The following is a 22,400-nucleotide window of genomic DNA, read 5'->3' as shown; positions in this document are numbered from 1 at the left end:
ATTTGTTTATCTCGCGTTTATTTGTTCTTGATATGTTCTTTGGCGCCGCAAAATGCCCACAGCGAGCCTGTGCTGCGACGTCCGTGTCGGCCTCGGCAACGTCCCGAACTCTCGCGTTCATCGGCAATTCATGCTACGGAAAAGTCTGTGTAAATCTTTGGGGGGCTGGGGCGCCTTTGCTGCGTCACTGGCGTGGAATGCAAAATGGAGGCGCGGGCCGTTCGTGCAACGAATGGTTCAACTCGTCGACAACCTGATCGAACGAGTTTTTCCGCGGCTGCGACGTAAGCCGCAATATGCATATCCGTTGGGGTTGGCAATTTTTGCAGTCGCAGCGCTGGCGCGACTGGGGCTGTCCCAATGGCTGCAGGACAATACGCCGTTTCTCACGTTCTTCATTGCGGTTCTGCTGGCGTCACTCATCGCCGGAACGGGACCCGGCTTGCTGGTGGTTGTCGCGTCCTTCTTCGCGGGATGGTATTTCTATCTGCCCGGTCCCGGCTGGCTGCCGATAACCAATGCGACCGTCGTCGCGCTTGTGAGCTTTTCGCTTCTTTCGCTTTTGATCGTCGCCGTGGTTCACATCTTGAACAGCAAGGTCGAAGGCCTGCTGAATGAGCGCTCACGCAATGAAGCATTGCTGCAGGACAGTGCTTTGGGTGAAATGCAACTTGAACAGCTCAATGTCGAACTACGCCACCGCCTGAAAAATACATTCGCCGTCATTGCTGGACTTGTCGGCCAATCAGCCCGCTACACGCGCGATATCGATCAGTTTGCGGCCGCGCTTGCAGGCCGACTTTCGGCCATGGGTAACGCCATGGATCTCGTCGCGACGCGCAACTTCCTCGGCGCGCCATTGAGCGAGCTGATCTCCGAAACCATGAAACCTCTGGTGCCGCCGGGCTCAGCGCGTTTCGTCATGCGCGGGCCAGAAACGATTGTGCCGGGTGACGTTGCCAGCGCGCTTGCTTTGACGCTGCACGAATTGGGCACCAACGCCATCAAATATGGCGCGTGGTCGAACGATCGCGGGAGGGTCACCGTGACTTGGACGCTCACCCGCCTCGACAATGACGACGGCCAGTTCGAACTTCTCTGGAGTGAGCGCGGCGGTCCCACCGTCAGCGCTCCCGAACGGCGAGGGCTCGGAACGACGTTGATCGACAGTGGCTTTCCGACCGCACAAGTCGAAAGACAGTTCAACGAAGATGGCGTCCAGTGCCGGCTCGTCGCCGTATTGAAACAGGCCACGACGCGGCGCACGCGCGGCCGTGCTTCATCTCTGCATTGAAGCATCTGCGAAACGTCTTATCCGTTGACGTCGAACGCTCCGCCGCCGTTGCTGCGTGTAACGGCGGAAACAATATCCCGCTCGCTTCGGCTCTGTTTGTGGCTGCCTTCGGCGTCGTCGTGATGCGCCGCCGCTGATCCGGTCCATGCGTCTTCCCACTTCCGGGAGAGCGTCATGCCGGAATTGATCAGCCCGGCCATAGAGTACGTCTGCGGAAGATTGCCCCAAAGCTCGCCCGTCGAGGGATGTAGATCTTCGCTGAGCATTCCGAAAGAATTCCGGTGACTTAGAATTTCACCGAACAGCTCGCGCGCTTCATCTGCGCGGCCGATCGAGGCGAGCGCGTCGATGTACCAGAACTGACAGGCGAGAAACGCCGATTCCGGCAATCCGAAATCGTCTTCGGCCGCATAACGCAGCATCAGGCCGTTGCGCATCAGCTCGCGGCCGATGGTGTTGCACGTCTTGACGAAGCGCGGATCGTCGGGCGGCAGGAAGCCGAGGTCGGGCAGCAACAGAACGCTCGCGTCAAGCTCTTGATGATCGAACGCCCCCGTGAACGACTGGCGCTTGTCGCTCCAGGCACGCGCGAGGATTTCCGCGCGGATTTTTTCGGCGGCTTCCGCCCAATACGCCATCCGGTCGCCGAGGCCGAGGATCTTCGCGATCCGCGCCAGCCGATCGCATGCGACCCAGCACATGGTCGCGGAATGCGTATGGATGCGTTGACGCCCGCGGTATTCCCAAATGCCGGCATCCGGCTCGAGATAGAGCAAACGCGCCTGCTCACCGAGTGCCTCGAGTTCACGAAACATGCTGACGTCGCCCATTCGCGGCAGCCGCTGATCGATGAACATCTGCGTCGCGCCCAAGATCACGCTGCCGTAGGCGTCGTGCTGCAGCTGGTCGGACGCAAGGTTGCCGAGGCGAACAGGCCCCATGCCCTGATATCCTTTGAGATCGGGCGCAATCCGTTCCGCCGCGATATCGTTATGTACGATGCCGTAGAGCGGTTTCAACGGGCCTTTGCCGTCGGCGACAATGGTTGTGATGTAGTCGAGGTAATTCTCCATCGACTGCGTGGCGCCGAGGCGGTTCAGCGCACGAATGACGAAATAGGCGTCGCGAAGCCAGCAGAACCGGTAGTCCCAGGTGCGTGGCGTGTTGGGCGCCTCTGGAATGGATGTCGTAAGCGCAGCGGTTATTGCGCCGGTCTCTTCGAACGTGCAGAGCTTGAGCAGGATCGCGGCGCGAATGATTTCCGGCTGCCATTCGTAGCTGACAGCGAGGCCGCGCACCCACGCTACCCAGAAGTCGCGCGTGCGCTCCAGGAATTCGCGAGACAAAGCATCCATCGAGCTTTCGATCGGCTCATCGGAACCGATAACGAGCGTCATCGGATGCGTCAGCGCGAATGGCGTCTCATGCACGACATAGGAAATGGGAATGTCCGTCGTGACTCTAATGGCATTCGATCCGCACATATATCGGACATGGTTCGAGCCGTGCGAAGCGCTGGCCGCGACCTGCCCATAGCTGTGCGTCGGCCGAACGCGAACGGAAATGCGTGGCAAGCCGCGCAGCGGTTCAATGCGGCGCATGAGTTGCGTCGGATGAAACGAGCGGTCGAACCGCCAGAAGCGCGGCGCGAAGTCCGTCACTTTGACAGCTGCGCCGCTGTCCGAAATGAGGATCGTTTCGAGGATGCAGGTATTGCGGATGTAGCTCGACGTTGCCGACACTTGGCCTTCGAGCACGACGTCGCAAAAACCTTTCTCCTCATCGCCTGCGAGCAGGCGGCAGAAAATCGGATCGCCGTCGAGCCGCGGAAAACACCACCAGACGATGCGCGCGCCTTTGTCGATCAGCGCCGCGACACGGCCGTTGCCGATAGCCGCGACATCGAGTGAAGAACGATAGGAACTGGCAGTCATCGAATTCCCCGCGAGACAGGCTTTGAAAACGAAAACAACGTCCGGAATCTAGCGCGGGTTTTCCGCACCGCACAATGTCGCATGGCCGCACGTCGCAAGAATGCGCGTGAACGCCCGTCGTATCGGTTGAAATTATCCTTCACGCGACCTGATTGGAGGTGCTGGCGGCGTGTTGCTCATCGGCGCGAAAGGCGAGCATCTTGATGAGATCCGTTACGTCGCCCGGATTGTACGGCTTCTTCAGATGCGGATATTCCCGCAAGCGCGGCGGCAGGAACACGAGGTCGTTGTAGCCGGTCGTAAAGGCGAACGGGATCATCCGCCGATCGAGAATCTCGGCAATCGGCGCGCTGTTATCGGCGCCGAGGTTGATGTCGAGCAGCGCAATATCGAAATTGGTTTCCGTCGCTGCACGCAAGCCTTCCGAAAGCTGCGCATATGGCCCGACGACCGTGTGCCCTTCCGTTTCGAGATCAAGCTTCAACTGCATGGCAATCAAGGCTTCGTCCTCGACCAGAAGAATGCGGCAGCTCCTCGGGGCCGGGATGCTTGCAGCGGGAAGAGGCGTGCGCGCCTTTGGCACGATCGCGATATGGCGCGTGCCGACAAGCTGTGTGCGTGACGAAAGCTCACCTTGGAAATCGAATTGGAATCCTTCGGGCGAGAAAGTCATCTCAGCCGTGCCGCCGCATTCCGATGCAGCGCTGCGGATCACCGCAAGGCCGAAACCATTGCGCGCCGGCTTGCTGCAATGAGGACCTCCGCGCTCCTGCCACGAGAACGCGATCTTGTCGCCTTCCGGCGTCGTGATGCGCGACCATCCAACATTGACCTTGCCACCCGCCGTCGAGAGCGCGCCATGCTTGACCGCGTTGGTGACGAGTTCGTGCAGGACGAGAGCCATCGACTGCCCGAACTTGGACGTCAGACGAATGCGGTCGCCGTCGACGATGATGTCGTTCGTGCTGCGAGAGCGGAAGGGAGCGAGTGCGCCCTGCACGAGTTCGTGCAGGTCCACGCCCGTCCAGCTGCTCTGGCGTAACAGATCGTGCGCCGACGACATCGCATGAATGCGCCCGTCGAGCGCCGACGCAAATGACGCAACCGAAACCGCATTGGCGCTTGAAAGCCGTGCAATTGCCGCAACATTCGCGAGGATGTTTTTAACGCGATGGTCAAGCTCGGCCATCAGAAGCTGCTGATGGCTCTCCGCCGATTTGCGTTCTGTAATGTCGAGTACCGTTCCGAGCACGCGCTGCGTGTCGCCGATGTTGATTGCGCGTCCGCGTGCGAGAATCCACGAAATGCCGCGTGCGCTCGTCACACGATATTCGAGTTCCGCAATGGAGTCGGCATAGTTGGCCGTGCGGACATAGTTTCTGACCATCTCGCGGTCGTCATCGTGCACGACCGACATGAAGTCTTCAAAGCTTTGCTGTTCGGGAACATCGCGATGCAGCACGTCTGAAGTGTTCGCCGACCAGCGCAGCATCTGCGTTGTCGCATCGTATTCGAACGTGGCGAGTTTGGCGGCCTCGCTCGCGAGACGCAGCCGCTCGGAGCTTTCTTGCAGCGCCGCGTGTGACGCCTCAAGCTGTTCGGCGCGTTGCTTGACGCGTTCTTCGAGTTCGGCATTAAGGGCGTCAAGCTGACGTGTCTTGCGATAAAGCTCGACGAAAATCTGTACCTTTGCCTTCAGGATTTCCGGCACGACCGGCACGGACACGTAATCGACGGCACCGGTTCGATAGCCTTTAAGAAGATCGTCCGTCTCAAGCCGCACTGCCGAGATGAAGATCACCGCCGTCTTTTCGTGGCGAGGATGGTCGCGGATCATCGCGGCAAGCTCGAAGCCGTCGAGATCGGGCATGCACACGTCCATCAGGATGACGGCGATGTCCGTCTTGAGGAGTGCCGTCAGTGCTTCCTCGGCGGTCGTTGCTTTGATGAGCGTCGCGTCGAGCCCGTCGAGAATGGCTTCATACGTCAAAAGCTTTCCCGGCTGATCGTCGACCAGCAGGATGTTGACGGGTTCAATAGGAGCGGTTTCCGCTGGCATTAGTGTCCTCGTCAACGATGTAGCCACATTCTCAACGCCGACAAAAGTTGCTCAGTATCCACGGGCTTTGCAAGATAATCCGAAGCACCCGCCTCAAGGCACTTCTCGCGGTCGCCCTTCATCGCCTTGGCCGTCAGCGCGATAATGGGTAGACGCTGGTTCTTCTCGCTGCTGCGGATCTTCTGCATGGTCTGATATCCGTCCATTTCGGGCATCATGATGTCCATCAGAACGATTGAAACATCCGTCGTGCTGAGCGTCTCGATGGCTTCGAGGCCGGTCGTCGCCGTCAGTACCTCCATGCCGCGCCGTTCGAGCAGGCTGCTCAGAGCGAAGATGTTACGCGCATCGTCATCGACGAGCAGCACTTTGCGCCCGACCAGATAGTCGTCGGTGTCGTGCAGGCGCGACAGCAGTTCCCGCTTCTCCGCGGGCAACTCCGTGACGACGCGATGCAGGAAGAGCGCCGTCTCGTCCAATAGACGCTCAGGCGACTCGACCCCCTTCACCACGACGGTGCGCGCATATTGCCGGATCTGCAGGTTTTCGTCGCTCGACAATTCGCGCCCTGTAAATACGATGACCGGAATATCGCGCATCGTTTCTTGCCGGCTCATGTGCTCCAGAATCTCGAAGCCCGACATGTCGGGCAACTTGAGATCCAAAACCACGCAATCGACATTCTCGAGCCGGAGCGTGTCGATCGCCGATTTGCCGTCTTCCGCCGTCAAAATCTCGACGTCGCTTTCTTTGAGAAGCGTCGAAATGCTGAGACGTTCCGCCGGATCATCCTCGACGATCAGCAGTCTCTTGGTGGCGGTCGCCGAAAACGCCCCGATCTTGCGCAGCGCTGACTTCAATTGATCCGCCTGCAAAGGTTTCGTCAGGAACGAATACGCGCCGCGCGCCAGGCCATGATGGCGATCGTCGTCGAGTGTCAGAACTTGCACAGGAATATGCCGGGTGAGTGGATTGTGCTTCAACTGGCTGAGCACCGACCAACCCAGAATATCCGGCAGGTGAATATCGAGAGAAATCGCAGTCGGATTGTAATCCGTCGCCAGCGTCATAGCATCGACGCCGCGTTGGCAGACGATGCCCTTGAAACCGGTGTCGTGCGCCGAGTCGAGAAGTATGCGGGCAAAATTCGGATCATCCTCGACGATCAACAGAACCTGATCGCCGGCAACGATACTGTCGCGGTCATCCTCGATCGTGGATGGCAACAACCCCGGATGCGGCAGCGCGACGGGCGATGTCATATTCGCTTCAGACTTCGTCCGGACATCACTCGCAAGCGAGGCGTAGCGCAGCGGCACGTAGAGCGTGAAGATGCTCCCGACACCGGGTTCGCTCGACAATTGAATTTCACCGCCGAGAAGGTGAGCCAGCTCGCGGCTAATCGCGAGGCCGAGACCCGTACCGCCGTACTTGCGGCTGGTGCTCGCGTCGGCCTGCTGGAAGGCTTCGAAAATAAGCTTCTGTTTGTCGGATGGAATGCCGATACCAGAGTCCTGCACCTCGAATGCAACGATGGTCGGCGCCGTCGATAGAATGGGATGCTCGGAATTCCACTTGTTGCCGTTGGCTGGTTTGACGGCCAGCCGCACGAACCCGTCGCGCGTGAACTTGAAGGCATTCGAAAGCAGGTTCTTCAGAACCTGCTGCAGACGCTTGGAGTCCGTGAAAATCGTCTTACCGAGATCAGCATCAAACGTAACTTGGAAATCGAGACCGCGCCGCTCGGCTTCGTGGCGGAACGGCCGCGCCACGGCTTCGATAAGACCGCCGAACGCGACCTCTTCTGCATCAACCGAAACGGTGCCGGATTCGATCTTCGACAGATCGAGAATATCGCTGATGAGGTTCAGAAGGTCGGTGCCTGCGCCGTGAATCGTACGCGCGAACTCGACCTGTTTCTCCGTCAAGTTCTTATCCGGGTTATCGCTGAGCTGCTGCCCGAGGATGAGGATGCTGTTGAGGGGCGTTCTCAGCTCATGAGACATGTTGGCGAGGAATTCGGACTTGTAACGCGACGTCAGAGCAAGCTCGGCTGCCTTTTCTTCCACCGCACGCCGCGCCTGATCGATTTCCTCGTTCTTGCGTTCGACTTCGACGTTACGTTCGGCGAGCTGCTGTGCCTTCTGAGCCAATTCTTCGTTGGTCTTCTGCATCGCGCGCTGCTGATCCTGCAACTCGGCCGCAAGCTGCTGCGACTGCATCAGCAGGCTTTCCGTCTGCATCGTCGCTTCAATACTGTTCAAGACGACGCCGATCGACACTGAGAGCTGTTCGAGGAACGTCAGCTGCGCAGGCTCGAAGTTTTGCAGCGAGCTGAGCGAGATGACGGCCTTCAGCCGATCCTCGAACGTGATCGGATGCACGATGACGCTGCGCGGCGGCGCTTTGAACACGACGGAATCGATGTTCGTCGTCGGCTGCGGAATGTCCGTTAGCACGCGACGCTGCTTTTCGACGGCGCATTGCCCAACGAGACTCGAGCCAAGTCCCAGCCGTTCCGGGTAGGGCGCCTGCGTGTCGTCGGCGTAGCTTGCGAGCAGCTTCAGCTCGCGGTTAGTCGCATCGTACTGATAGATGACGCCCTGATGCGCGTTGATGAGCGGCACGAGTTCCGACAGCAGTTTTTGCGACACTGTCATCACATCGCGCTGCCCCTGAAGCATGCTGGTGAAGCGCGCGAGGTTCGTCTTGAGCCAGTCCTGTTCAGTGTTGAGCTGCGTCGTGAGACGCAGGTTGCCGATCATCGTGTTGATGTAGTCTTTCAGCTCCGCGACTTCGCCGCGCGCTTCGACTTGAATCGTGCGCGAAAGGTCGCCACGTGCGACGGCCGTCGTCACTTCGGCAATGGCGCGCACCTGCGTCGTGAGGTTGGCGGCCAGAAGGTTGACGTTGCCGGTCAAATCTTTCCACGTGCCGGCTGTGCCCGGCACGTTGGCCTGACCGCCAAGACGTCCTTCGACGCCGACTTCGCGCGCCACCGTCGTCACCTGATCGGCGAACAGCGCCAGCGTTTCGGTCATGTCGTTGATCGTCTCCGCGAGCGCGGCGACTTCGCCTTTCGACTTCACCGTGAGTTTCGGTTTCAAGTCGCCGTTCGCAACTGCCGTCACGACCTTCACGATGCCGCGCACCTGTTCGGTAAGGTTCGCAGCCATGACGTTCACGGTGTCGGTCAAGTCCTTCCACGTACCGGCGACGCCCGGCACCGTCGCCTGACCGCCGAGGCGACCCTCAGTGCCGACTTCGCGAGCGACGCGCGTCACTTCGGAAGCGAAGGCATTGAGCTGGTCGACCATCGTGTTGATCGTCGTCTTGAGATCGAGAATTTCGCCTTTGACGTCGACCGTAATTTTTCGCGAGAGGTCGCCGCGCGCCACAGCGGTCGTCACTTCGGCGATGTTTCGAACCTGCGTCGTGAGGTTGGCGGCGAGCAGGTTGACGTTATCGGTCAAGTCTTTCCAGGTTCCGCCGACGCCCGGCACAACGGCCTGACCGCCGAGGCGTCCCTCGGTACCGACTTCGCGGGCCACGCGCGTCACTTCGGCAGCGAACGACCGCAGCTGCTCGACCATCGTGTTGAGCGTTTCTTTCAGCAGCAAAATTTCGCCGCGCACGTCGACGGTGATCTTCTTCGACAGGTCACCGCTCGCGATGGCGGTCGCAACTTCGGCGATGTTACGAACCTGGGCCGTCAAGTTGCCGGCCATGAAGTTCACGTTGTCGGTGAGATCCTTCCACGTACCGGCGACGCCCGACACCTGCGCCTGACCGCCAAGCTTGCCTTCGGTGCCGACTTCGCGGGCAACGCGCGTCACTTCTGAGGCGAAAGCATTCAGCTGGTCCACCATCGTGTTGATGGTGTTTTTCAACTCCAGAATTTCGCCTTTGACGTCGACCGTGATCTTGCGCGAAAGGTCGCCGCGCGCCACGGCCGTCGTCACTTCGGCGATGTTGCGCACCTGACCCGTCAGGTTGCCCGCCATCGAGTTGACGTTGTCGGTGAGGTCCTTCCACGTACCGGCGACGCCCGGCACCGCGGCCTGACCGCCGAGCTTGCCCTCGGTGCCGACTTCTCGGGCGACACGCGTGACTTCGGAAGCGAAAGCATTGAGCTGGTCGACCATCGTATTGATGGTCGTCTTGAGATCGAGAATTTCGCCTTTGACGTCGACGTCGATTTTCTTCGACAAGTCACCACGCGCGATGGCGCCCGAAACCTCGGCGATGTTGCGCACCTGTGTCGTGAGGTTCGACGCCATTGAGTTGACGCTGTCGGTCAAGTCTTTCCACGTACCGGCGACACCCGACACCTGCGCCTGGCCGCCAAGCTTGCCTTCGGTGCCGACCTCGCGCGCCACGCGCGTCACTTCGCCGGCGAAACCATTGAGCTGATCGACCATCGTATTGATGGTCTCTTTCAACTGCAGAATTTCGCCCGAGACGTTGACCGTCACTTTCTTCGACAAGTCGCCGCGCGCAATAGCGGTGGCGACTTCGGCGATGTTACGCACCTGGCCGGTGAGGTTGCCCGCCATCGAGTTGACGTTGTCGGTAAGATCCTTCCACGTACCGGCAACGCCCGGCACCGCAGCTTGGCCGCCGAGGCGACCCTCGGTTCCGACCTCGCGCGCGACGCGCGTCACTTCGGAGGCGAAAGCATTGAGCTGGTCCACCATCGTGTTGATGGTGTTTTTCAATTCCAGAATTTCGCCTTTGACGTCGACCGTGATCTTGCGCGAAAGGTCGCCGCGCGCCACGGCCGTCGTCACTTCGGCGATGTTCCGCACCTGTGTCGTGAGGTTCGCAGCGAGCAGGTTGACGTTATCGGTGAGGTCCTTCCATGTGCCGCCGACGCCCGGCACGACGGCCTGACCGCCGAGGCGACCCTCGGTGCCGACTTCGCGGGCGACGCGCGTCACTTCGGCAGCGAACGATCGCAGCTGTTCCACCATCGTGTTGATGGCTTCCTTGAGCTGCAGGATCTCGCCACGCACGTCGACCGTGATCTTTTTCGACAGGTCGCCGTTGGCGACGGCAATCGTCACTTCGGCGATGTTGCGAACCTGAGCCGTCAGGTTCGAGGCCATCAAGTTGACGCTCTCGGTCAGGTCCTTCCAGACGCCGGTCACTTCGCCGATCTGGGCTTGGCCGCCGAGCTTGCCCTCGATGCCGACCTCCCGGGCCACGCGCGTCACTTCCGAGGTGAAAATCGACAGCTGCTTGATCATCGTATTGACGATCGTCGCTGACCGCAGGAACTCGCCCTTGAGCGGACGACCATCGACGTCCAGCCGCATCGGTTGCAACAGGTTGCCCTGCGCGACGGCTTCGATCGTGCGCGTCACCTCGGTCATCGGCTGCAACAGGTCGTCGACAAGGCCGTTGATGGACTGTTCCATCTCGCCCCACGCGCCGAGCGCCAGGCCGAGCCGCACGCGCTGGTTGGTCAAACCTTCGCGGCCGACCGCATGGCCCAAATGCTGCAGCTGATTGGCCATGCGCTGGTTTGTAATAATGATGTCGTTGACGGTGTCGGCGATCTTGCCAGCCAAGCCGTCCCAGTCGCCGCGCATGCGGACACTGAAATCGCCCTCCTTAACCGCCTGAAGTGTTTGGAGCATTTCGACGAGCACACCGCCCGAACCCGAAGGGTAGCGCTCGGATTCAACGGCGCTGATCTGCTCCGACATTCAAAACTCCCCTCGCGTCGCGTTTTAACCCCGAAGAACGCTCAACCCCGGCAGTTTGTTCCATTGCCCTGCAGGCGCTCTCGGCCGTTCCCGCCGTTTATGATGACCGGTTCGGTAATAAGCATGGTCGGCTGCGACGCGGTCATCGAACCGCCGGTCTGCCGAGACCGTGAACTTGCGAAACTGCCGCAGCAAGCAGAACGAACAAGGTGGCCAAAGATTGGCTGACGCAAACGCGCTATCGGCCTGACGAGCTTTTGACGGCGTCTTCATCGTCCGGCACAGCTTCGCCTGGGAGCTGGCCGGTCATTTCCTCCAGAAGCCGATTACGGGCGCGGTTGACACGGCTTTTCATCGTCCCGACCGCGCAGCCGCATACGCGGGCCGCATCCTCGTACGAGAAGCCTTCCGCGGTAATGAGCAGCAGAGCCTCGCGATGGTCGGGCGAGAGCCGCATCAGCGCTTTCTGCATGTCGTCGAATTCAAGATGGGTAAGCTGCGGCGGCGGCACGCTGGCATTCATCGCCGCATGATCCTCATCGAGCTCTTCACGCTGGGATTTCCGATAGTACGTGAAATAGGTGTTGCGGAGGATGGTGAACAGCCACGCCTTGAGGTTAGAATCCGGCACGAACGAGTCCTTGTGAGTCCAAGCTTTAAGCAAGGTTTCCTGGACAAGATCGTTCGACAGCTGCGCGTCGCCGCTCAGCGAATGTGCAAAGGCCCTAAGATTTGGGATCGCCTCGATCAGCGCGTCCCCGAAACTCTTAGTTTCCGTCACTTCTGCTGCTCCTTCGCCTCGAGCTTGCGGACAAGTTCGAGAAGGTCGTCAGGGACGGGCTCCTGGGCGATGGTGTCATACATCGCCCGCATGCGCTGACCGATGAGCTGCGCGGCAAATCCGGGAAGCTGCGGAAGAGGGCCTTTTGCGGCCTCGGGTTCTGGCTGACCTTCCGGTTCCGGAAAGTCGCCATCCGTTCTCTTGCAATCCTCGGGTGCGTCGAGGCGATGCTGCATGACGTGATCTTGAGCCCTGTTGAAGATTGCGACCGGCCCCGATTGAGACAAACTTCTGTAACATTGTCAGCAGGGGGCTCGTCTGCCGAACGTGGCACAAGAGATTTTGTTCCGGGTGGGAACCATCTCTTCCACAGGTTCGTTGTTGTTCCGGTAGAGATTGGCCATCGCGGAGGTTGCGCGGGCGGCATTGCCGCTCGCCAAGGATGAGTTTACTCATCCGCTTGGCTTGGGAGGTCCAAAGCTATGTCGATTGCGCAGACAATACGTGTGCACTTGCCTTATTTACGGCGGTTCGCGCGGACCTTGACCGGCGCGCAGCAGACGGGCGACGCCTACGTTGCAACGCTTCTCGAAAGTCTGGTTTCAACGCCGTCGGACTTCCCCACGAACATGCCGCCGCGCATGGCGCTCTATCACCTGTTCCTGAAGGTCTGGAATTCGGTCCGGCTCGATTCGAACGGCGGCGACGAAGTGACCAGCGCGCTTGTCGCGGCCCAGCGGAAAATAAACTCGATCAGCTCGCTGCCCCGGCAAGCGTTCCTGCTGGTTGCGGTTGAAGGCTTCACCTCGGCCGAGACGGCCGCCATTCTCGAAGTCACCGAGCCCGACGTCGAGAAGCTGCTCGAGGTCGCAGGGCAGGAAATTGCTCATCAGGTCGCGACCAATGTTCTCATCATCGAGGACGAGCTGCTGATCGCGATGGACCTTGAAACCATCGTCACCAGCCTCGGCCATTCCGTGCAGGAAGTGGCAACCACGAAAAACGAGGCGCTTGCCGCTGTGAAACGCAACAAGCCGGGCCTCATCCTCGCCGACGTCAAGCTTGCCGACGGCAGTAGCGGCCTTGAAGCAGCCAAGGAGATCGTCGCCGAAGGCGAAGTTCCGATCATCTTCATCACGGCCTATCCCGAAAAGGTCCTGACCGGCGAACGCCCGGAGCCGACCTTCCTCATTTCAAAGCCGTTTCAGCGTGACACCGTCATGGCGATCATCAGCCAAGCGCTGTTTTTCGATACCAAGGCCCATCCTCGAACCGCGGCCGCCTGATATCTAAAGCCGGCGCTCCGAGCCTGGATATACAATCCAGGCAGTCCGAGCCCTTCCGGCAAGATTTTTTCCCATCGTAATAAAGTAACGCGCTTGTGAAGCCGGGTGTCCCGGCTTTTTCGTATGAGCGTTGGGACTGACAAAAAACTTGGGAGTGAAGCGCAATGAAATTGGCACAGGGTCCTGTATTCGCCGGACTGATTGCCGGACTGCTCGTGGGAACGCTTGGCGCCGTCACCGCCGCCAATGCGGCCAGCATTGCCGTCGGCAAAAAGCTGGAGCTCAAGGTCGACCCGGCAAAGATGAAAGAAGAGCGCGATCGTCTCTGGGCCAAGTTCGGCGGCTGGTGCGCGATCCAGGATTGGCATCCGGCCATCGCGAAATGCGAGGAAACCACCGAGGGCGACGCCAAGGTCCGCATCCTGACACTAAAGGGCGGCGGCACGATCAAGGAAAAGCTGCTCGACGTGAAGCCGAACTTCTACCGCTATGAAATTCTCGAAAGCCCGCTGCCGGTCAAAAATTATCAGGCGCAGTTTGCCCTGACACCGGATGACGACGACGAGGATGAAATCAATTTCGCTTGGTCTGCCGTATTCGATCCCGCGGACGGTAAGTCCGACAAGGAATCCCGCGACGTGATCGATGGCATCTTCAAAGCCGGTCTCGACAACATCAAGAAAACGGCGGGCACCAAGCCTGACGATGACGACGACAAGAAGTAAGCGTCACGCGAAACGTTTGAAAAGGCGCCGCGCAATCGGCGCCTTTTTTTTCGCTCCTCGAGCGATCATGCCTTTAGCGTTTCGATCGCGAGGCGGATGAGGTCAGCGGTCCGGTCGACGCCGAGCTTCACCTTCATCTGCGTGCAGATATTGGCGACGGTTTTGTACGCGATTCCGAGATTTTCGGAGATCGCCGTCATGCTCTTGCCCTGTCCGAGCATCCGAAGAATCTCGACCTCGCGGATCGACAGCGATTGCAGCGGATCGTCCGACGAAATCTGGCTGACCGCGATGCGTGACGCGAGATCTCTGTCGATGTACTGCTCGCCGGCGCGCACCTTGCGGATTGCAGCGATCAGTTCTTCGACCGGCGCGCTTTTGCTGACATAACCCCGCGCTCCGCCGCGCAGTGCGCGAACGGCATAGATCGGCTCGTGGTGCATACTGAAGACGACGACCCGCGCGTTGCCGTCAGTGGCGAGAATTTGCCTGAGAACTTCAAGGCCGCCCGCGCCTTCGAGATTGAGATCGAGCACGACGACGTCCGGCCGTTCTTGCCGGTAGACGGTGAGGGCCTCCTCAATGCCGGACGTTTCCAAAACGTCCGCTTCGAAATGTGCCACGAACAGCTTTCTCAGCCCCTCGCGCACAACACCATGGTCATCGACAATAAGTATTTTCATGCTGCACTCGTGGTCATGTTTTGCTGGCCATCATTCTTATTTCGCGCCAGCGGCAGTGGAATCTCGACAATCAACAACACGCCTTTCCCCCCTTCGCGATCGGCAATGCGGAGACGGCCGTCAAGCGACGCCACGCGCTCTCGCATTCCTGCAAGACCAAATCCTCTCGTTCCATTCACCGTAATTCCCGAGCCGTCGTCCGATACGACGATCCGCAATGCGCCATCGACGCGCCGCGCCGTAAGTCCGATGGCAGAAGGCTGCCCATGCCGCACGGCATTGCTCGTGCCCTCCTGCAAAATCCGAAAAGCGACCTCCTCGATGCCGATTGGAAAACGCGCGTCCTCGATGTCCATCGTGAAGTTGATGTTGGGTCGTCGCGCCTTCCAGAACGCGACCAGCTGCTCGACCGCGATGACCAGCCCCTGATCGATCAGCAACGCCGGCCTGAGGCGGCTCAGAATGGCGCGCAAATGCACCTGCATGTGCTGGACCGACTGGCGAATGGCCTTGCTGCGTTCGACGACCTCATCGGAGGCGTTGCGCGAGGCGAGGAGAGGGATCGCCTGCGCATCGACGTCGGCGGCGAAAAGAAACGGGCCAATCTCATCATGGAGATCGCGGGCAATCTCGGAACGCTCTTCTTCCTGTACGGTAGAAAGCTGCTCATTGAGGCGATGGTTATCTTGCTCGGACGCTTGCAGCTGGTCGGCCATGCGGTTGAAAGCCTGATAGATCAGTTTCAGGTCTTCGGGACCGGATTCGGCGACGTGGGCCGTGTAGTCGCCTTTGCCAACGCGGTCGAGCGCAGACGAAAGCTGTTCCAGTGGTCGGAGCGCCCGCCCGAGCGTGGCGTAGATCAGCGTCAGCACAATGGCGCAGAAGCTTGCGATGATCAGGAATTTGAGTTTCAGATCTTCCCAGACCTCGCTGACTTCATTGTGCGGATCGGCCTGTATTTGAATTGTGCCGAGATCTTCGACGCCCTTTGGGAGTTCGAACGTCCGTGCCCTCTGCTCGCCGGCAAGAAGCCCGAACAGCCAACTCGGGGGAGGATCAAACGGCTTTTCGAGACGCGACACGCTCGCAATCTTCCCGGCCGGGTTGACGAGGCGAGCAACGATGTGCCGGTCGCCATCGAACGAGGAGATGATCCTGCGAACCTGCGTGTTCGCGTCGGGTCCTGGCACGACGGACGTCAGCGCATCGCCGACGGCGCTGCTCGCGACCTCCATCGCCGACGACATTTCAAGATCGATCTTGCGCAGCCCATAGAGGTACGTCAGCACGCCGCCACCGATAAGGCAAAGCGCGAGGACGAGCGCGACGAGCGCGAGAAGTCGGCGTCTCAAGGGCATTCGTAAAGCAATGCAAACAATTGTAACATTGTAACTTCTTGGCCCACGCCGATGTGTGCGTCAAGCAAAGTTGCCAAAACGTCGGTCGGCGAATGGCAAAGAACCTGCATTTCATCGTTTGTAAACGAATTCGAATGCCGGAGCGTACCATTTCATGACGCCGTATTTTCGTTCCTACGCCGCCAACTTCAATCGCATACGCCTATTGGAGATGATCGACTATCGCGAACCGCAAACGAGCCGTCGCGAAATGCAACAATTACCGAGGATATGCGCGCAGGAACGAGAAAACCGCGCTTTTTCGGATCTGCAATTCGTTGCTGACTCGAAGCGCAATGGCGTTCTTTCGGGAATTATTCCCTGATTTGCGGGAAAAGTTTCCAGTCGCAAGCCCCGCGCCTTTACCCGGTTTTGCTATTGCGACTCTTCGATGATGCGCCCTGTGAATTCGTCGGGCGCGCGCAATTGTCTCCAATCTTTTCATTTCCATTAAGCACTTGCTAACTTCGCCAGACGCTTACTCGGGGCGTTGCCGAAACCCCGGACTGAGCCCTGAAAGTGATGCCGTCGCGTGTGTCTGCGTTGCCTGAACCCCGTCAAGCGCCGACCATAACGGAAGCGCTGAAGCAGAGGGCTATGCTGCTCCTCCTGTTGAGCGCATTTGTCAGTACGGTGACATATGCGGTGCTCTCGCTGATCGCGCCGCAGTATGAAAGCGAAACCGCAATCGCTATCCAGCCGGAAGGCGCCACGTCACCGGCTGCAATGGATCAGGCCGCAATCAGCACCTACATCGGCGCTCTGGAATCGTCTTTCTTGTTGCGTCCCATCGCTGATGAGCTCGCGCTCGCCAAGCAGCCCGAGTTCAACAGCGCGCTGGGGCCGGTCGATCTGCTTCATGCCGCGCGGCGCGCGGTCGGATTGGACAACGACGGCGGCGGTGCCAACGAATTGACGCGCGTCGTCGCGGCTTTGCGCAACAGCCTCGACATCCACGGCACGAATGACCGTCACGCCATCGTCATCCGCGCGACGTCTCTTGATCCTGTGCGCGCTGCCAAAATCGCGAATGCCATCGCCGACAAATATGCCGCGATGCTCGCGCAAGAGGCCAAAAGCGTGCAGATGGGTCTCTATCGCGCACCGGAGGCTCCCAAGAATAAAGCGGCGGCACCGCCCGTCGCGCATATCCTATCGAAGGCCGTGGCGAACGCCGTACCCGCCTACCCGAAGAAGATCGAGCTTTCGGTCCTGGCAGGCGCGGCCTTTGCATTGTTCGCTGTCGCGTGGATCGTCGCGATAACCGCGCTGCGCGGACTGCCGAAGCGGCAACCTGTAAAACCATCAGCCTCGCACGCGGATGCGCCCACGCCAAAGCCAGAACCGCTTCTGGAGACCAAGCCCGAGATCGCGGACGAGGCCGTGCTGGCTGAGAATATATCAGAGGCCACTGAACTGCCCGCCGAGCCGGATGACATCGCCGCTGTGCCATCCGCCATGACGCACGATCAATCCACCGCCTTTACCGAAATCGAAAAGCTCGCCCTCCGCCTCAAGGCGCAGCGGCCGTCGGGAGGCGGACACCGCACACTCATCACGTCGGAGAGCGAGGACGTCATTCCCTACGAGCAATCGCTGGAGTTGGCGAAAGTTCTCGCTGGCTGCGGCGCGCAAACAATCCTGATCGATTGGAGCCCGAGCGGGAAAGGATTTGCGAAGGCAGCCGGGGTCGAGGCGAGCGTGGGCTGGAACGATCTGTTGCAGGGCCGCGCAACCTTCGACGATATCATCCATCGGCTGCCCGGCAGTCGCGCTCAAGTGATTGCTAGTGGCGTTGCGCTTCCGTACGGCGGTCGCAAGTTGGACGCCGACCTGCTGAACCTAGCGCTCGATGCCTTGGACGAGGTTTATGACCATATCGTCGTGACAGGACGTCACAACGAAGCGCGTGCATTGTTCGAATGTATCGAAGGCCGTTTCGATGCCGGGATTACAGTCGAGCCGAATGGCGACGGCACGTCATCGCCGAGCGACGCAACGACCTTCCTGAGTTTTGACGTCACCGACATCGATATCTTGCATTATCGGCGTCCCGAGCCGGCCGTTTCGGCCATGGCGCAGCGCATTGCCCGTGCGACGCGCGCGCGTGAGTTAGCCATTCAGCACGCCTAGCCGCGTTCTCTGTTTCAGCGGTCGGGACGTTGCATCCAGCTGATGAGCCACGCGGCCGGGAGCGTCCACAGCAGTCCGGCGACCGCGTAATAGGCAAGCTCCGCAAATTTACTGACGTTGCGAACCTGCAGGACAACCGCGACTGCGACCGCCAGGACTGCATAGATGCCCACGAGCAAAAGCAGAGCTACCGTGCCGAGAAGCTTTCTTTTGCGCTGCATCATAGCCCGACAATCGCCCGCGTTGAAGCCCGCGCCGCATGGGCGCATTGCTCCGCCTCAATGAAAGAGTATCACACCCCGATTAAACGGCTTGAGGATATGCCCCGCCGATGAGCACGATGCAACTTTCCGATAATCGCGGCACGACAGCCCAAAACAGTAAAGACGCCGGTCGCCGCTCCGTTTCGCTCTGGCTTTGGTTCGTGGCCGCGCTGGTGCTGGCGATGGTCGTCGTCGGGGGCGCCACGCGACTGACGGAAAGCGGGCTTTCGATCACCGAATGGCAACCGATCCTCGGCGCGATCCCGCCGCTGAACGAAGCCGACTGGATGGCGGCGTTCGACAAGTACAAACAGATCCCACAGTACACGGCCATTCATGATGGCATGTCCCTCGATCAGTTCCAATTCATTTACTATTGGGAATGGAGCCACCGGCTGCTCGGCCGTGCCATCGGCTTCGTGTTCGCCATTCCGTTTCTGTACTTCTGGTGGACCGGCAAACTGAAGCGCGGCACGGGAAAGAAGTTTCTCGGCATCCTCGCGCTGGGCGGACTTCAGGGCTTCATTGGCTGGTACATGGTCAGCTCCGGTTTGAGCGAGCGCATCGAAGTAAGCCAGTACCGGCTCGCGCTGCATCTGGTGACGGCGTTCATGATCCTCGGTCTGCTCGTTTGGGCGGCGCTCGAAGAATGGCCGCGCGAGGAGCGCATCACGGGCGAGGTGGCGACGCCGTTGATCAAGCGTATGGCCGCCATCATCGTTGCCACGGTTCTTATTCAGGTCATGCTCGGAGCTTTCGTGGCGGGGCTCAGGGCTGGGTACATCTACAACACGTGGCCGTCGATGGATGGTCAGTTCATTCCCAGCGACTATTGGATCAAGCCTGCTTATCTGACCTTCTTCGAAGGTCATGCCGCCTCGCAGTTCAATCACCGCATGGTGGCCTATCTCGTCGCCGCTTTGGCCTTTTTTCAGATTTGGCTGACGACGCGCACGCCAGTCGATGATCGCATCCGCCTGACGTCGCAATGGCTCGGCGCAGCGGTCGTCTTCCAGATTGCGCTCGGCATTACGACGCTGCTGCTGCACATGCGTCTCGACCTAGCCCTGTCGCATCAGGCAGGCGGCGCGATCGTTTTCATTCTGGCTGTCGTGCATTTGCACGCAACGCGCCGCGCTGGGATCGTTCCGCGCGATTACTTCGCCGCCCGCGGTCGCGCATCCGCCTGACGTTCCACTCGCTCAATCTCCCTCCCCTTGACGGGGAGGGGCGACGAGCTTGTTTCGAGCGAAATGCGAATGCCGCTTACAGGCCGAGCATCAGTTTGATGTTCTGAACGGCCGCGCCGGCCGCGCCCTTGCCGAGATTGTCGAGCCGCGCGACGAGCACCGCCTGATTCAGCGCAGCCTTTCCGAAGACGTACAGTTCAAGCTTGTCCGTTCCGTTCAGTGCTTCGGCTTCGAGGCGGTTCATCTTCGCCGATGGCTCGGCGATAACGCTCACGTACGTACTGCCGCGATAGTGCTCTTCCAGCACACGCTCGATATCGCGCAGGCACGGCTTGCCCGGCAGTGTATCGAGATGCAAGGGCACGGAGACGAGCATCCCTTGCCGGAAGTTGCCGACGCTCGGCACGAAAATCGGCCGCCGCGATAGACCCGAATACCTCTGTAGCTCGGGCACATGCTTGTGCTCCAGGCCGAGTCCGTAAAGCTCGAACGACGGCGCCGTACCAGCCTCATAGGCTTCAATCATCGTCCGTCCGCCGCCCGAATACCCCGACACGGCATTGACTGTGATCGGATAGTCCGGCTCGATGATGCCCGCGTCGACCAGCGGCCGCAGCAGCGCGATCCCGCCCGTCGGATAGCAGCCGGGATTGGCGACACGCATCGCTCTCCGGATGACGTCGGCGTGGCCGGGCGTCAGTTCGGCGAAACCGTAAGCCCAGCCTTCCGCGACGCGATGCGCCGTCGAAGCATCGACGATCTTCGGCGCTTGCGCCCCGAGTTCATCGGCAAGCGCCACGGTCTCGCGGGCAGCATCGTCCGGCAGGCACAGCACGACGAGATCGACGTCGCGCAGCATATCTGCCCGCGCGGCACGATCCTTCCGCTTGGCCGGATCGATGCTTTTAACGTCGATACCGGCGACGCCAGCCAGCCGCTCGCGGATTTCGAGGCCGGTCGTTCCGGCCTCGCCATCAATGAAAACCCGCGCGAGCTTCGTTTGTGTTGCGGTCGTCATCCTAACCACATCCCGATGCGATGCTTGATGCCTTCCCAGATCGTTTCCGAGCAGCCGATGCCATAGTTGGCACAGGCGATCCGGTGGCTATCGCGATAGATCATGTCGAGCGCAACATACAAGATGATGGCAAGGCCGACCCAGGCGATCCAGGGATAGCGCGCGAGCAGCTTGGCGATGTACGTCGAGGCAACTGCCATAAGAACGATGGCGATCGCCAAACCGATGATGAGGACGAGCGTCGATTCACCCGCCGCGCCCGCGACCGCAAGCACGTTGTCGAGCGACATTGAAAGGTCGGCGAGGATGATCGTCCAAAGAGCGCCCCAGAACGACACCGGGTTCGGATGCGGGGCGCCTGAGGCGAGGTTCTTTTCGACCTCGTGAATGGAATGCGTGTCGGCTTCGACGATCTGCTTGTACATTTTCCAGCACACGAACAGCAGCAGGATGCCGCCTGCAAGCGTCAGTCCGATGACTTGCAGCATCTGCTGCGCGATGCCGGAGAAAATGATCCTCAGGATCACGGCGCCGAGGATGCCCCAGAAGATAACCTTCGTCCGCATCGACTTCTCGACGCGGGATGCTGCCATGCCCACCACGATGGCGTTGTCGCCCGCGAGCGTCAGATCGATCATCAGGATGTTGAACAGCGGCACGGCGTGGGTCCGCCACCAGTGCGGTGAGAGCAGTAAGCCGATGTCCGTTACAAGAACCGTCCATAGGTCATGAATGCCGTTTAATACTGCGTCCATTCTCTCTCCGAACCCCCCGGTCCTTAAGCCTGTGCCACAACGGCCGAAAGCCAGTGGCTATGTGGCATCACGGCGCCTCTGCGACAACCCTTCCGAGCCAGAAAAGCAAACAGCCCGCCAAGGTGGCGGGCTGTGCTTTCGTCCCAGGCGATCGCTGTTTGATTAGCGCTTCGAGAACTGGAACGACTTACGAGCTTTCACCTTGCCGTACTTCTTACGTTCGACAACGCGGCTGTCGCGCGTCAGGAAGCCCTGCTTCTTCAGCACACCGCGCAACTCCGGCTCATAATAGGTGAGAGCCTTGGAGATGCCGTGACGCACGGCACCGGCCTGACCCGAGAGACCGCCGCCAGCGACGGAAATACGGATATCATACTGCGTGGCGCGGTTCGCGAGATCGAGTGGCTGCTGCAGAAGCATCTGCAGAACCGGACGTGCGAAGTAGGCCTTATAGTCTTTCTCGTTGACCGTGATCGTGCCCTTGCCCGGCTTCAGCCAGACGCGAGCGACGGCGTTCTTGCGCTTACCTGTTGCGTAAGCGCGGCCGAGCTTGTCGAGCTTCTGCGTGCGCACCGGCGCCGCTTCGGGCTCCGAGCCCTTGACGGCCGCGAGATCGGCGAGGGTCTTTGTTTCGGTAACCATGGATATTAGACCCTCACGTTCTTGCGGTTGAGCTTCGCGATATCGAGCTTTTCCGGGTTCTGCGCTTCATGCGGATGCGCGGCGCCCTTGTAGACGCGAAGGTTGCGCATGATCTGGCGATGAAGAGGTCCGCGGGCGAGCATGCGCTCGACGGCCTTCTCGATGATCCGTTCCGGATGCTTGCTGTCGAGAATCTGCTTCGGCGTCCGTTCCTTGATGCCGCCCGGATAGCCGGTGTGCTTGTAGTAGACTTTGTCTTCGCGCTTGGCGCCGGTGAAGACGACCTTCTCGGCGTTGATGACGACGATGTTGTCACCGCAATCGACGTGTGGCGTGTAGATCGGTTTGTGCTTGCCCTTGAGGCGCGTCGCGATGAGAGCGGCGAGGCGGCCGACAACGAGCCCTTCGGCGTCGATGAGGACCCACTTCTTCTCCACCGTGGCCGGCTTGGCGACATAGGTAGACATTATATTGAAGCTCCTTGGCGGATGGCTCCGCGCCCAGACGGCTGGTCGCGTGGCGTTCCGAG

The 22,400-nt window shown here is 60.0% G+C and carries 17 protein-coding genes; 5 read left to right on the top strand and 12 right to left on the bottom strand.

Going from position 1 to position 22,400, the window contains the following annotated elements; genetic code table 11:
* Nucleotides 1-232 precede the first annotated feature (232 nt).
* Nucleotides 233-1,294, top strand: coding sequence for an HWE histidine kinase domain-containing protein (locus HYPMC_RS12105; protein ID WP_157135434.1), 1,062 nt, complete (start codon nt 233-235; stop codon nt 1,292-1,294).
* A gap of 17 nt (nt 1,295-1,311) precedes the next feature.
* On the opposite strand, the gene HYPMC_RS12100 is transcribed toward HYPMC_RS12105, so the two are convergent.
* From HYPMC_RS12100 to HYPMC_RS12080, 5 genes are all read right to left on the bottom strand, one after another.
* Nucleotides 1,312-3,228: a glycoside hydrolase family 15 protein gene (locus HYPMC_RS12100; RefSeq protein WP_013948241.1), complete on the bottom strand. Its 1,917-nt coding sequence runs from the start codon at nt 3,226-3,228 to the stop codon at nt 1,312-1,314.
* Between the two features lie 139 nt (nt 3,229-3,367).
* Nucleotides 3,368-5,287 carry a response regulator gene (locus tag HYPMC_RS12095; RefSeq protein WP_013948240.1) on the bottom strand — a complete coding sequence of 640 codons (1,920 nt, stop codon included), beginning with the start codon at nt 5,285-5,287 and terminating at the stop codon, nt 3,368-3,370.
* An 11-nt stretch (nt 5,288-5,298) separates the two neighbouring features.
* The gene (locus HYPMC_RS12090) at nt 5,299-10,998 is read right to left on the bottom strand and encodes a HAMP domain-containing protein (protein ID WP_013948239.1); all 5,700 of its coding nucleotides are present in this window, start codon (nt 10,996-10,998) and stop codon (nt 5,299-5,301) included.
* 238 nt (nt 10,999-11,236) lie between these two features.
* On the bottom strand, nt 11,237-11,779 hold the full coding sequence (locus tag HYPMC_RS12085) for a sigma-70 family RNA polymerase sigma factor (protein WP_013948238.1): 543 nt from the start codon (nt 11,777-11,779) through the stop codon (nt 11,237-11,239).
* Complete coding sequence (locus HYPMC_RS12080; RefSeq protein ID WP_013948237.1) at nt 11,776-12,015, bottom strand: NepR family anti-sigma factor; 240 nt, start codon at nt 12,013-12,015, stop codon at nt 11,776-11,778. Before HYPMC_RS12080 ends, HYPMC_RS12085 begins: the two co-directional genes overlap by 4 nt.
* A gap of 246 nt (nt 12,016-12,261) precedes the next feature.
* On the opposite strand from HYPMC_RS12080, the gene HYPMC_RS12075 reads away from it, so the two are divergent.
* The gene (locus tag HYPMC_RS12075; protein ID WP_013948236.1) at nt 12,262-13,065 is read left to right on the top strand and encodes a response regulator; all 804 of its coding nucleotides are present in this window, start codon (nt 12,262-12,264) and stop codon (nt 13,063-13,065) included.
* Between the two features lie 164 nt (nt 13,066-13,229).
* Nucleotides 13,230-13,790 (top strand): SRPBCC family protein, encoded by a 561-nt coding sequence (locus HYPMC_RS12070; protein WP_013948234.1) that lies wholly within the window; start codon nt 13,230-13,232, stop codon nt 13,788-13,790.
* A gap of 65 nt (nt 13,791-13,855) precedes the next feature.
* Here the strand turns inward: HYPMC_RS12070 and HYPMC_RS12065 are convergent, their stop codons facing one another.
* A complete protein-coding gene (locus HYPMC_RS12065) occupies nt 13,856-14,473 on the bottom strand; it encodes a response regulator transcription factor (RefSeq protein WP_013948233.1) in 618 nt (205 codons plus the stop codon).
* On the bottom strand, nt 14,470-15,831 hold the full coding sequence (locus tag HYPMC_RS12060) for a histidine kinase (RefSeq protein ID WP_013948232.1): 1,362 nt from the start codon (nt 15,829-15,831) through the stop codon (nt 14,470-14,472). The genes HYPMC_RS12065 and HYPMC_RS12060 overlap by 4 nt, the downstream gene beginning before the upstream one ends.
* A gap of 636 nt (nt 15,832-16,467) precedes the next feature.
* Between HYPMC_RS12060 and HYPMC_RS12050 the strand changes: the two genes are divergently transcribed.
* Nucleotides 16,468-18,003 carry a hypothetical protein gene (locus HYPMC_RS12050; protein ID WP_157135433.1) on the top strand — a complete coding sequence of 512 codons (1,536 nt, stop codon included), beginning with the start codon at nt 16,468-16,470 and terminating at the stop codon, nt 18,001-18,003.
* A 14-nt stretch (nt 18,004-18,017) separates the two neighbouring features.
* On the opposite strand, the gene HYPMC_RS12045 is transcribed toward HYPMC_RS12050, so the two are convergent.
* Nucleotides 18,018-18,227 carry a DUF2842 domain-containing protein gene (locus tag HYPMC_RS12045; RefSeq protein WP_041300906.1) on the bottom strand — a complete coding sequence of 70 codons (210 nt, stop codon included), beginning with the start codon at nt 18,225-18,227 and terminating at the stop codon, nt 18,018-18,020.
* A 107-nt stretch (nt 18,228-18,334) separates the two neighbouring features.
* On the opposite strand from HYPMC_RS12045, the gene HYPMC_RS12040 reads away from it, so the two are divergent.
* Entirely contained in the window at nt 18,335-19,456 is a 1,122-nt protein-coding gene (locus HYPMC_RS12040) for a COX15/CtaA family protein (protein ID WP_013948228.1), read from the top strand.
* Nucleotides 19,457-19,532: 76 nt separating this feature from the next.
* Here HYPMC_RS12040 and argC read toward each other — a convergent pair whose 3' ends face one another.
* The 4 genes from argC to rplM all read right to left on the bottom strand — a co-directional run bounded on the left by argC (nt 19,533) and on the right by rplM (nt 22,338).
* Nucleotides 19,533-20,474, bottom strand: a complete 942-nt coding sequence (gene argC / locus HYPMC_RS12035; RefSeq protein WP_013948227.1) for an N-acetyl-gamma-glutamyl-phosphate reductase — start codon at nt 20,472-20,474, stop codon at nt 19,533-19,535.
* Nucleotides 20,471-21,229 carry a TerC family protein gene (locus HYPMC_RS12030; RefSeq protein ID WP_013948226.1) on the bottom strand — a complete coding sequence of 253 codons (759 nt, stop codon included), beginning with the start codon at nt 21,227-21,229 and terminating at the stop codon, nt 20,471-20,473. Before HYPMC_RS12030 ends, argC begins: the two co-directional genes overlap by 4 nt.
* Nucleotides 21,230-21,391: 162 nt before the next feature.
* The gene (gene rpsI / locus HYPMC_RS12025) at nt 21,392-21,871 is read right to left on the bottom strand and encodes a 30S ribosomal protein S9 (protein WP_013948225.1); all 480 of its coding nucleotides are present in this window, start codon (nt 21,869-21,871) and stop codon (nt 21,392-21,394) included.
* Nucleotides 21,872-21,876: 5 nt separating this feature from the next.
* On the bottom strand, nt 21,877-22,338 hold the full coding sequence (rplM, locus tag HYPMC_RS12020; protein WP_013948224.1) for a 50S ribosomal protein L13: 462 nt from the start codon (nt 22,336-22,338) through the stop codon (nt 21,877-21,879).
* Nucleotides 22,339-22,400: the final 62 nt, after the last annotated feature.

This window comes from Hyphomicrobium sp. MC1, from assembly GCF_000253295.1.
Taxonomy (GTDB): Bacteria; Pseudomonadota; Alphaproteobacteria; order Rhizobiales; family Hyphomicrobiaceae; genus Hyphomicrobium_B.
This window is presented reverse-complemented; position numbering and strand designations above follow the sequence as displayed.

Bases quoted from the DNA above. Each gene is read 5' to 3' on its own strand.
- HYPMC_RS12105 (WP_157135434.1), top strand. From the start codon at position 233: ATGGTTCAACTCGTCGACAACCTGATCGAACGAGTTTTTCCGCGGCTG.
- HYPMC_RS12100 (WP_013948241.1), bottom strand. From the start codon at position 3,228: ATGACTGCCAGTTCCTATCGTTCTTCACTCGATGTCGCGGCTATCGGC.
- HYPMC_RS12095 (WP_013948240.1), bottom strand. From the start codon at position 5,287: ATGCCAGCGGAAACCGCTCCTATTGAACCCGTCAACATCCTGCTGGTC.
- HYPMC_RS12090 (WP_013948239.1), bottom strand. From the start codon at position 10,998: ATGTCGGAGCAGATCAGCGCCGTTGAATCCGAGCGCTACCCTTCGGGT.
- HYPMC_RS12080 (WP_013948237.1), bottom strand. From the start codon at position 12,015: ATGCAGCATCGCCTCGACGCACCCGAGGATTGCAAGAGAACGGATGGC.
- HYPMC_RS12075 (WP_013948236.1), top strand. From the start codon at position 12,262: ATGTCGATTGCGCAGACAATACGTGTGCACTTGCCTTATTTACGGCGG.
- HYPMC_RS12070 (WP_013948234.1), top strand. From the start codon at position 13,230: ATGAAATTGGCACAGGGTCCTGTATTCGCCGGACTGATTGCCGGACTG.
- HYPMC_RS12065 (WP_013948233.1), bottom strand. From the start codon at position 14,473: ATGAAAATACTTATTGTCGATGACCATGGTGTTGTGCGCGAGGGGCTG.
- HYPMC_RS12060 (WP_013948232.1), bottom strand. From the start codon at position 15,831: ATGCCCTTGAGACGCCGACTTCTCGCGCTCGTCGCGCTCGTCCTCGCG.
- HYPMC_RS12050 (WP_157135433.1), top strand. From the start codon at position 16,468: ATGCTGCTCCTCCTGTTGAGCGCATTTGTCAGTACGGTGACATATGCG.
- HYPMC_RS12045 (WP_041300906.1), bottom strand. From the start codon at position 18,227: ATGATGCAGCGCAAAAGAAAGCTTCTCGGCACGGTAGCTCTGCTTTTG.
- HYPMC_RS12040 (WP_013948228.1), top strand. From the start codon at position 18,335: ATGAGCACGATGCAACTTTCCGATAATCGCGGCACGACAGCCCAAAAC.
- argC (WP_013948227.1), bottom strand. From the start codon at position 20,474: ATGACGACCGCAACACAAACGAAGCTCGCGCGGGTTTTCATTGATGGC.
- HYPMC_RS12030 (WP_013948226.1), bottom strand. From the start codon at position 21,229: ATGGACGCAGTATTAAACGGCATTCATGACCTATGGACGGTTCTTGTA.
- rpsI (WP_013948225.1), bottom strand. From the start codon at position 21,871: ATGGTTACCGAAACAAAGACCCTCGCCGATCTCGCGGCCGTCAAGGGC.
- rplM (WP_013948224.1), bottom strand. From the start codon at position 22,338: ATGTCTACCTATGTCGCCAAGCCGGCCACGGTGGAGAAGAAGTGGGTC.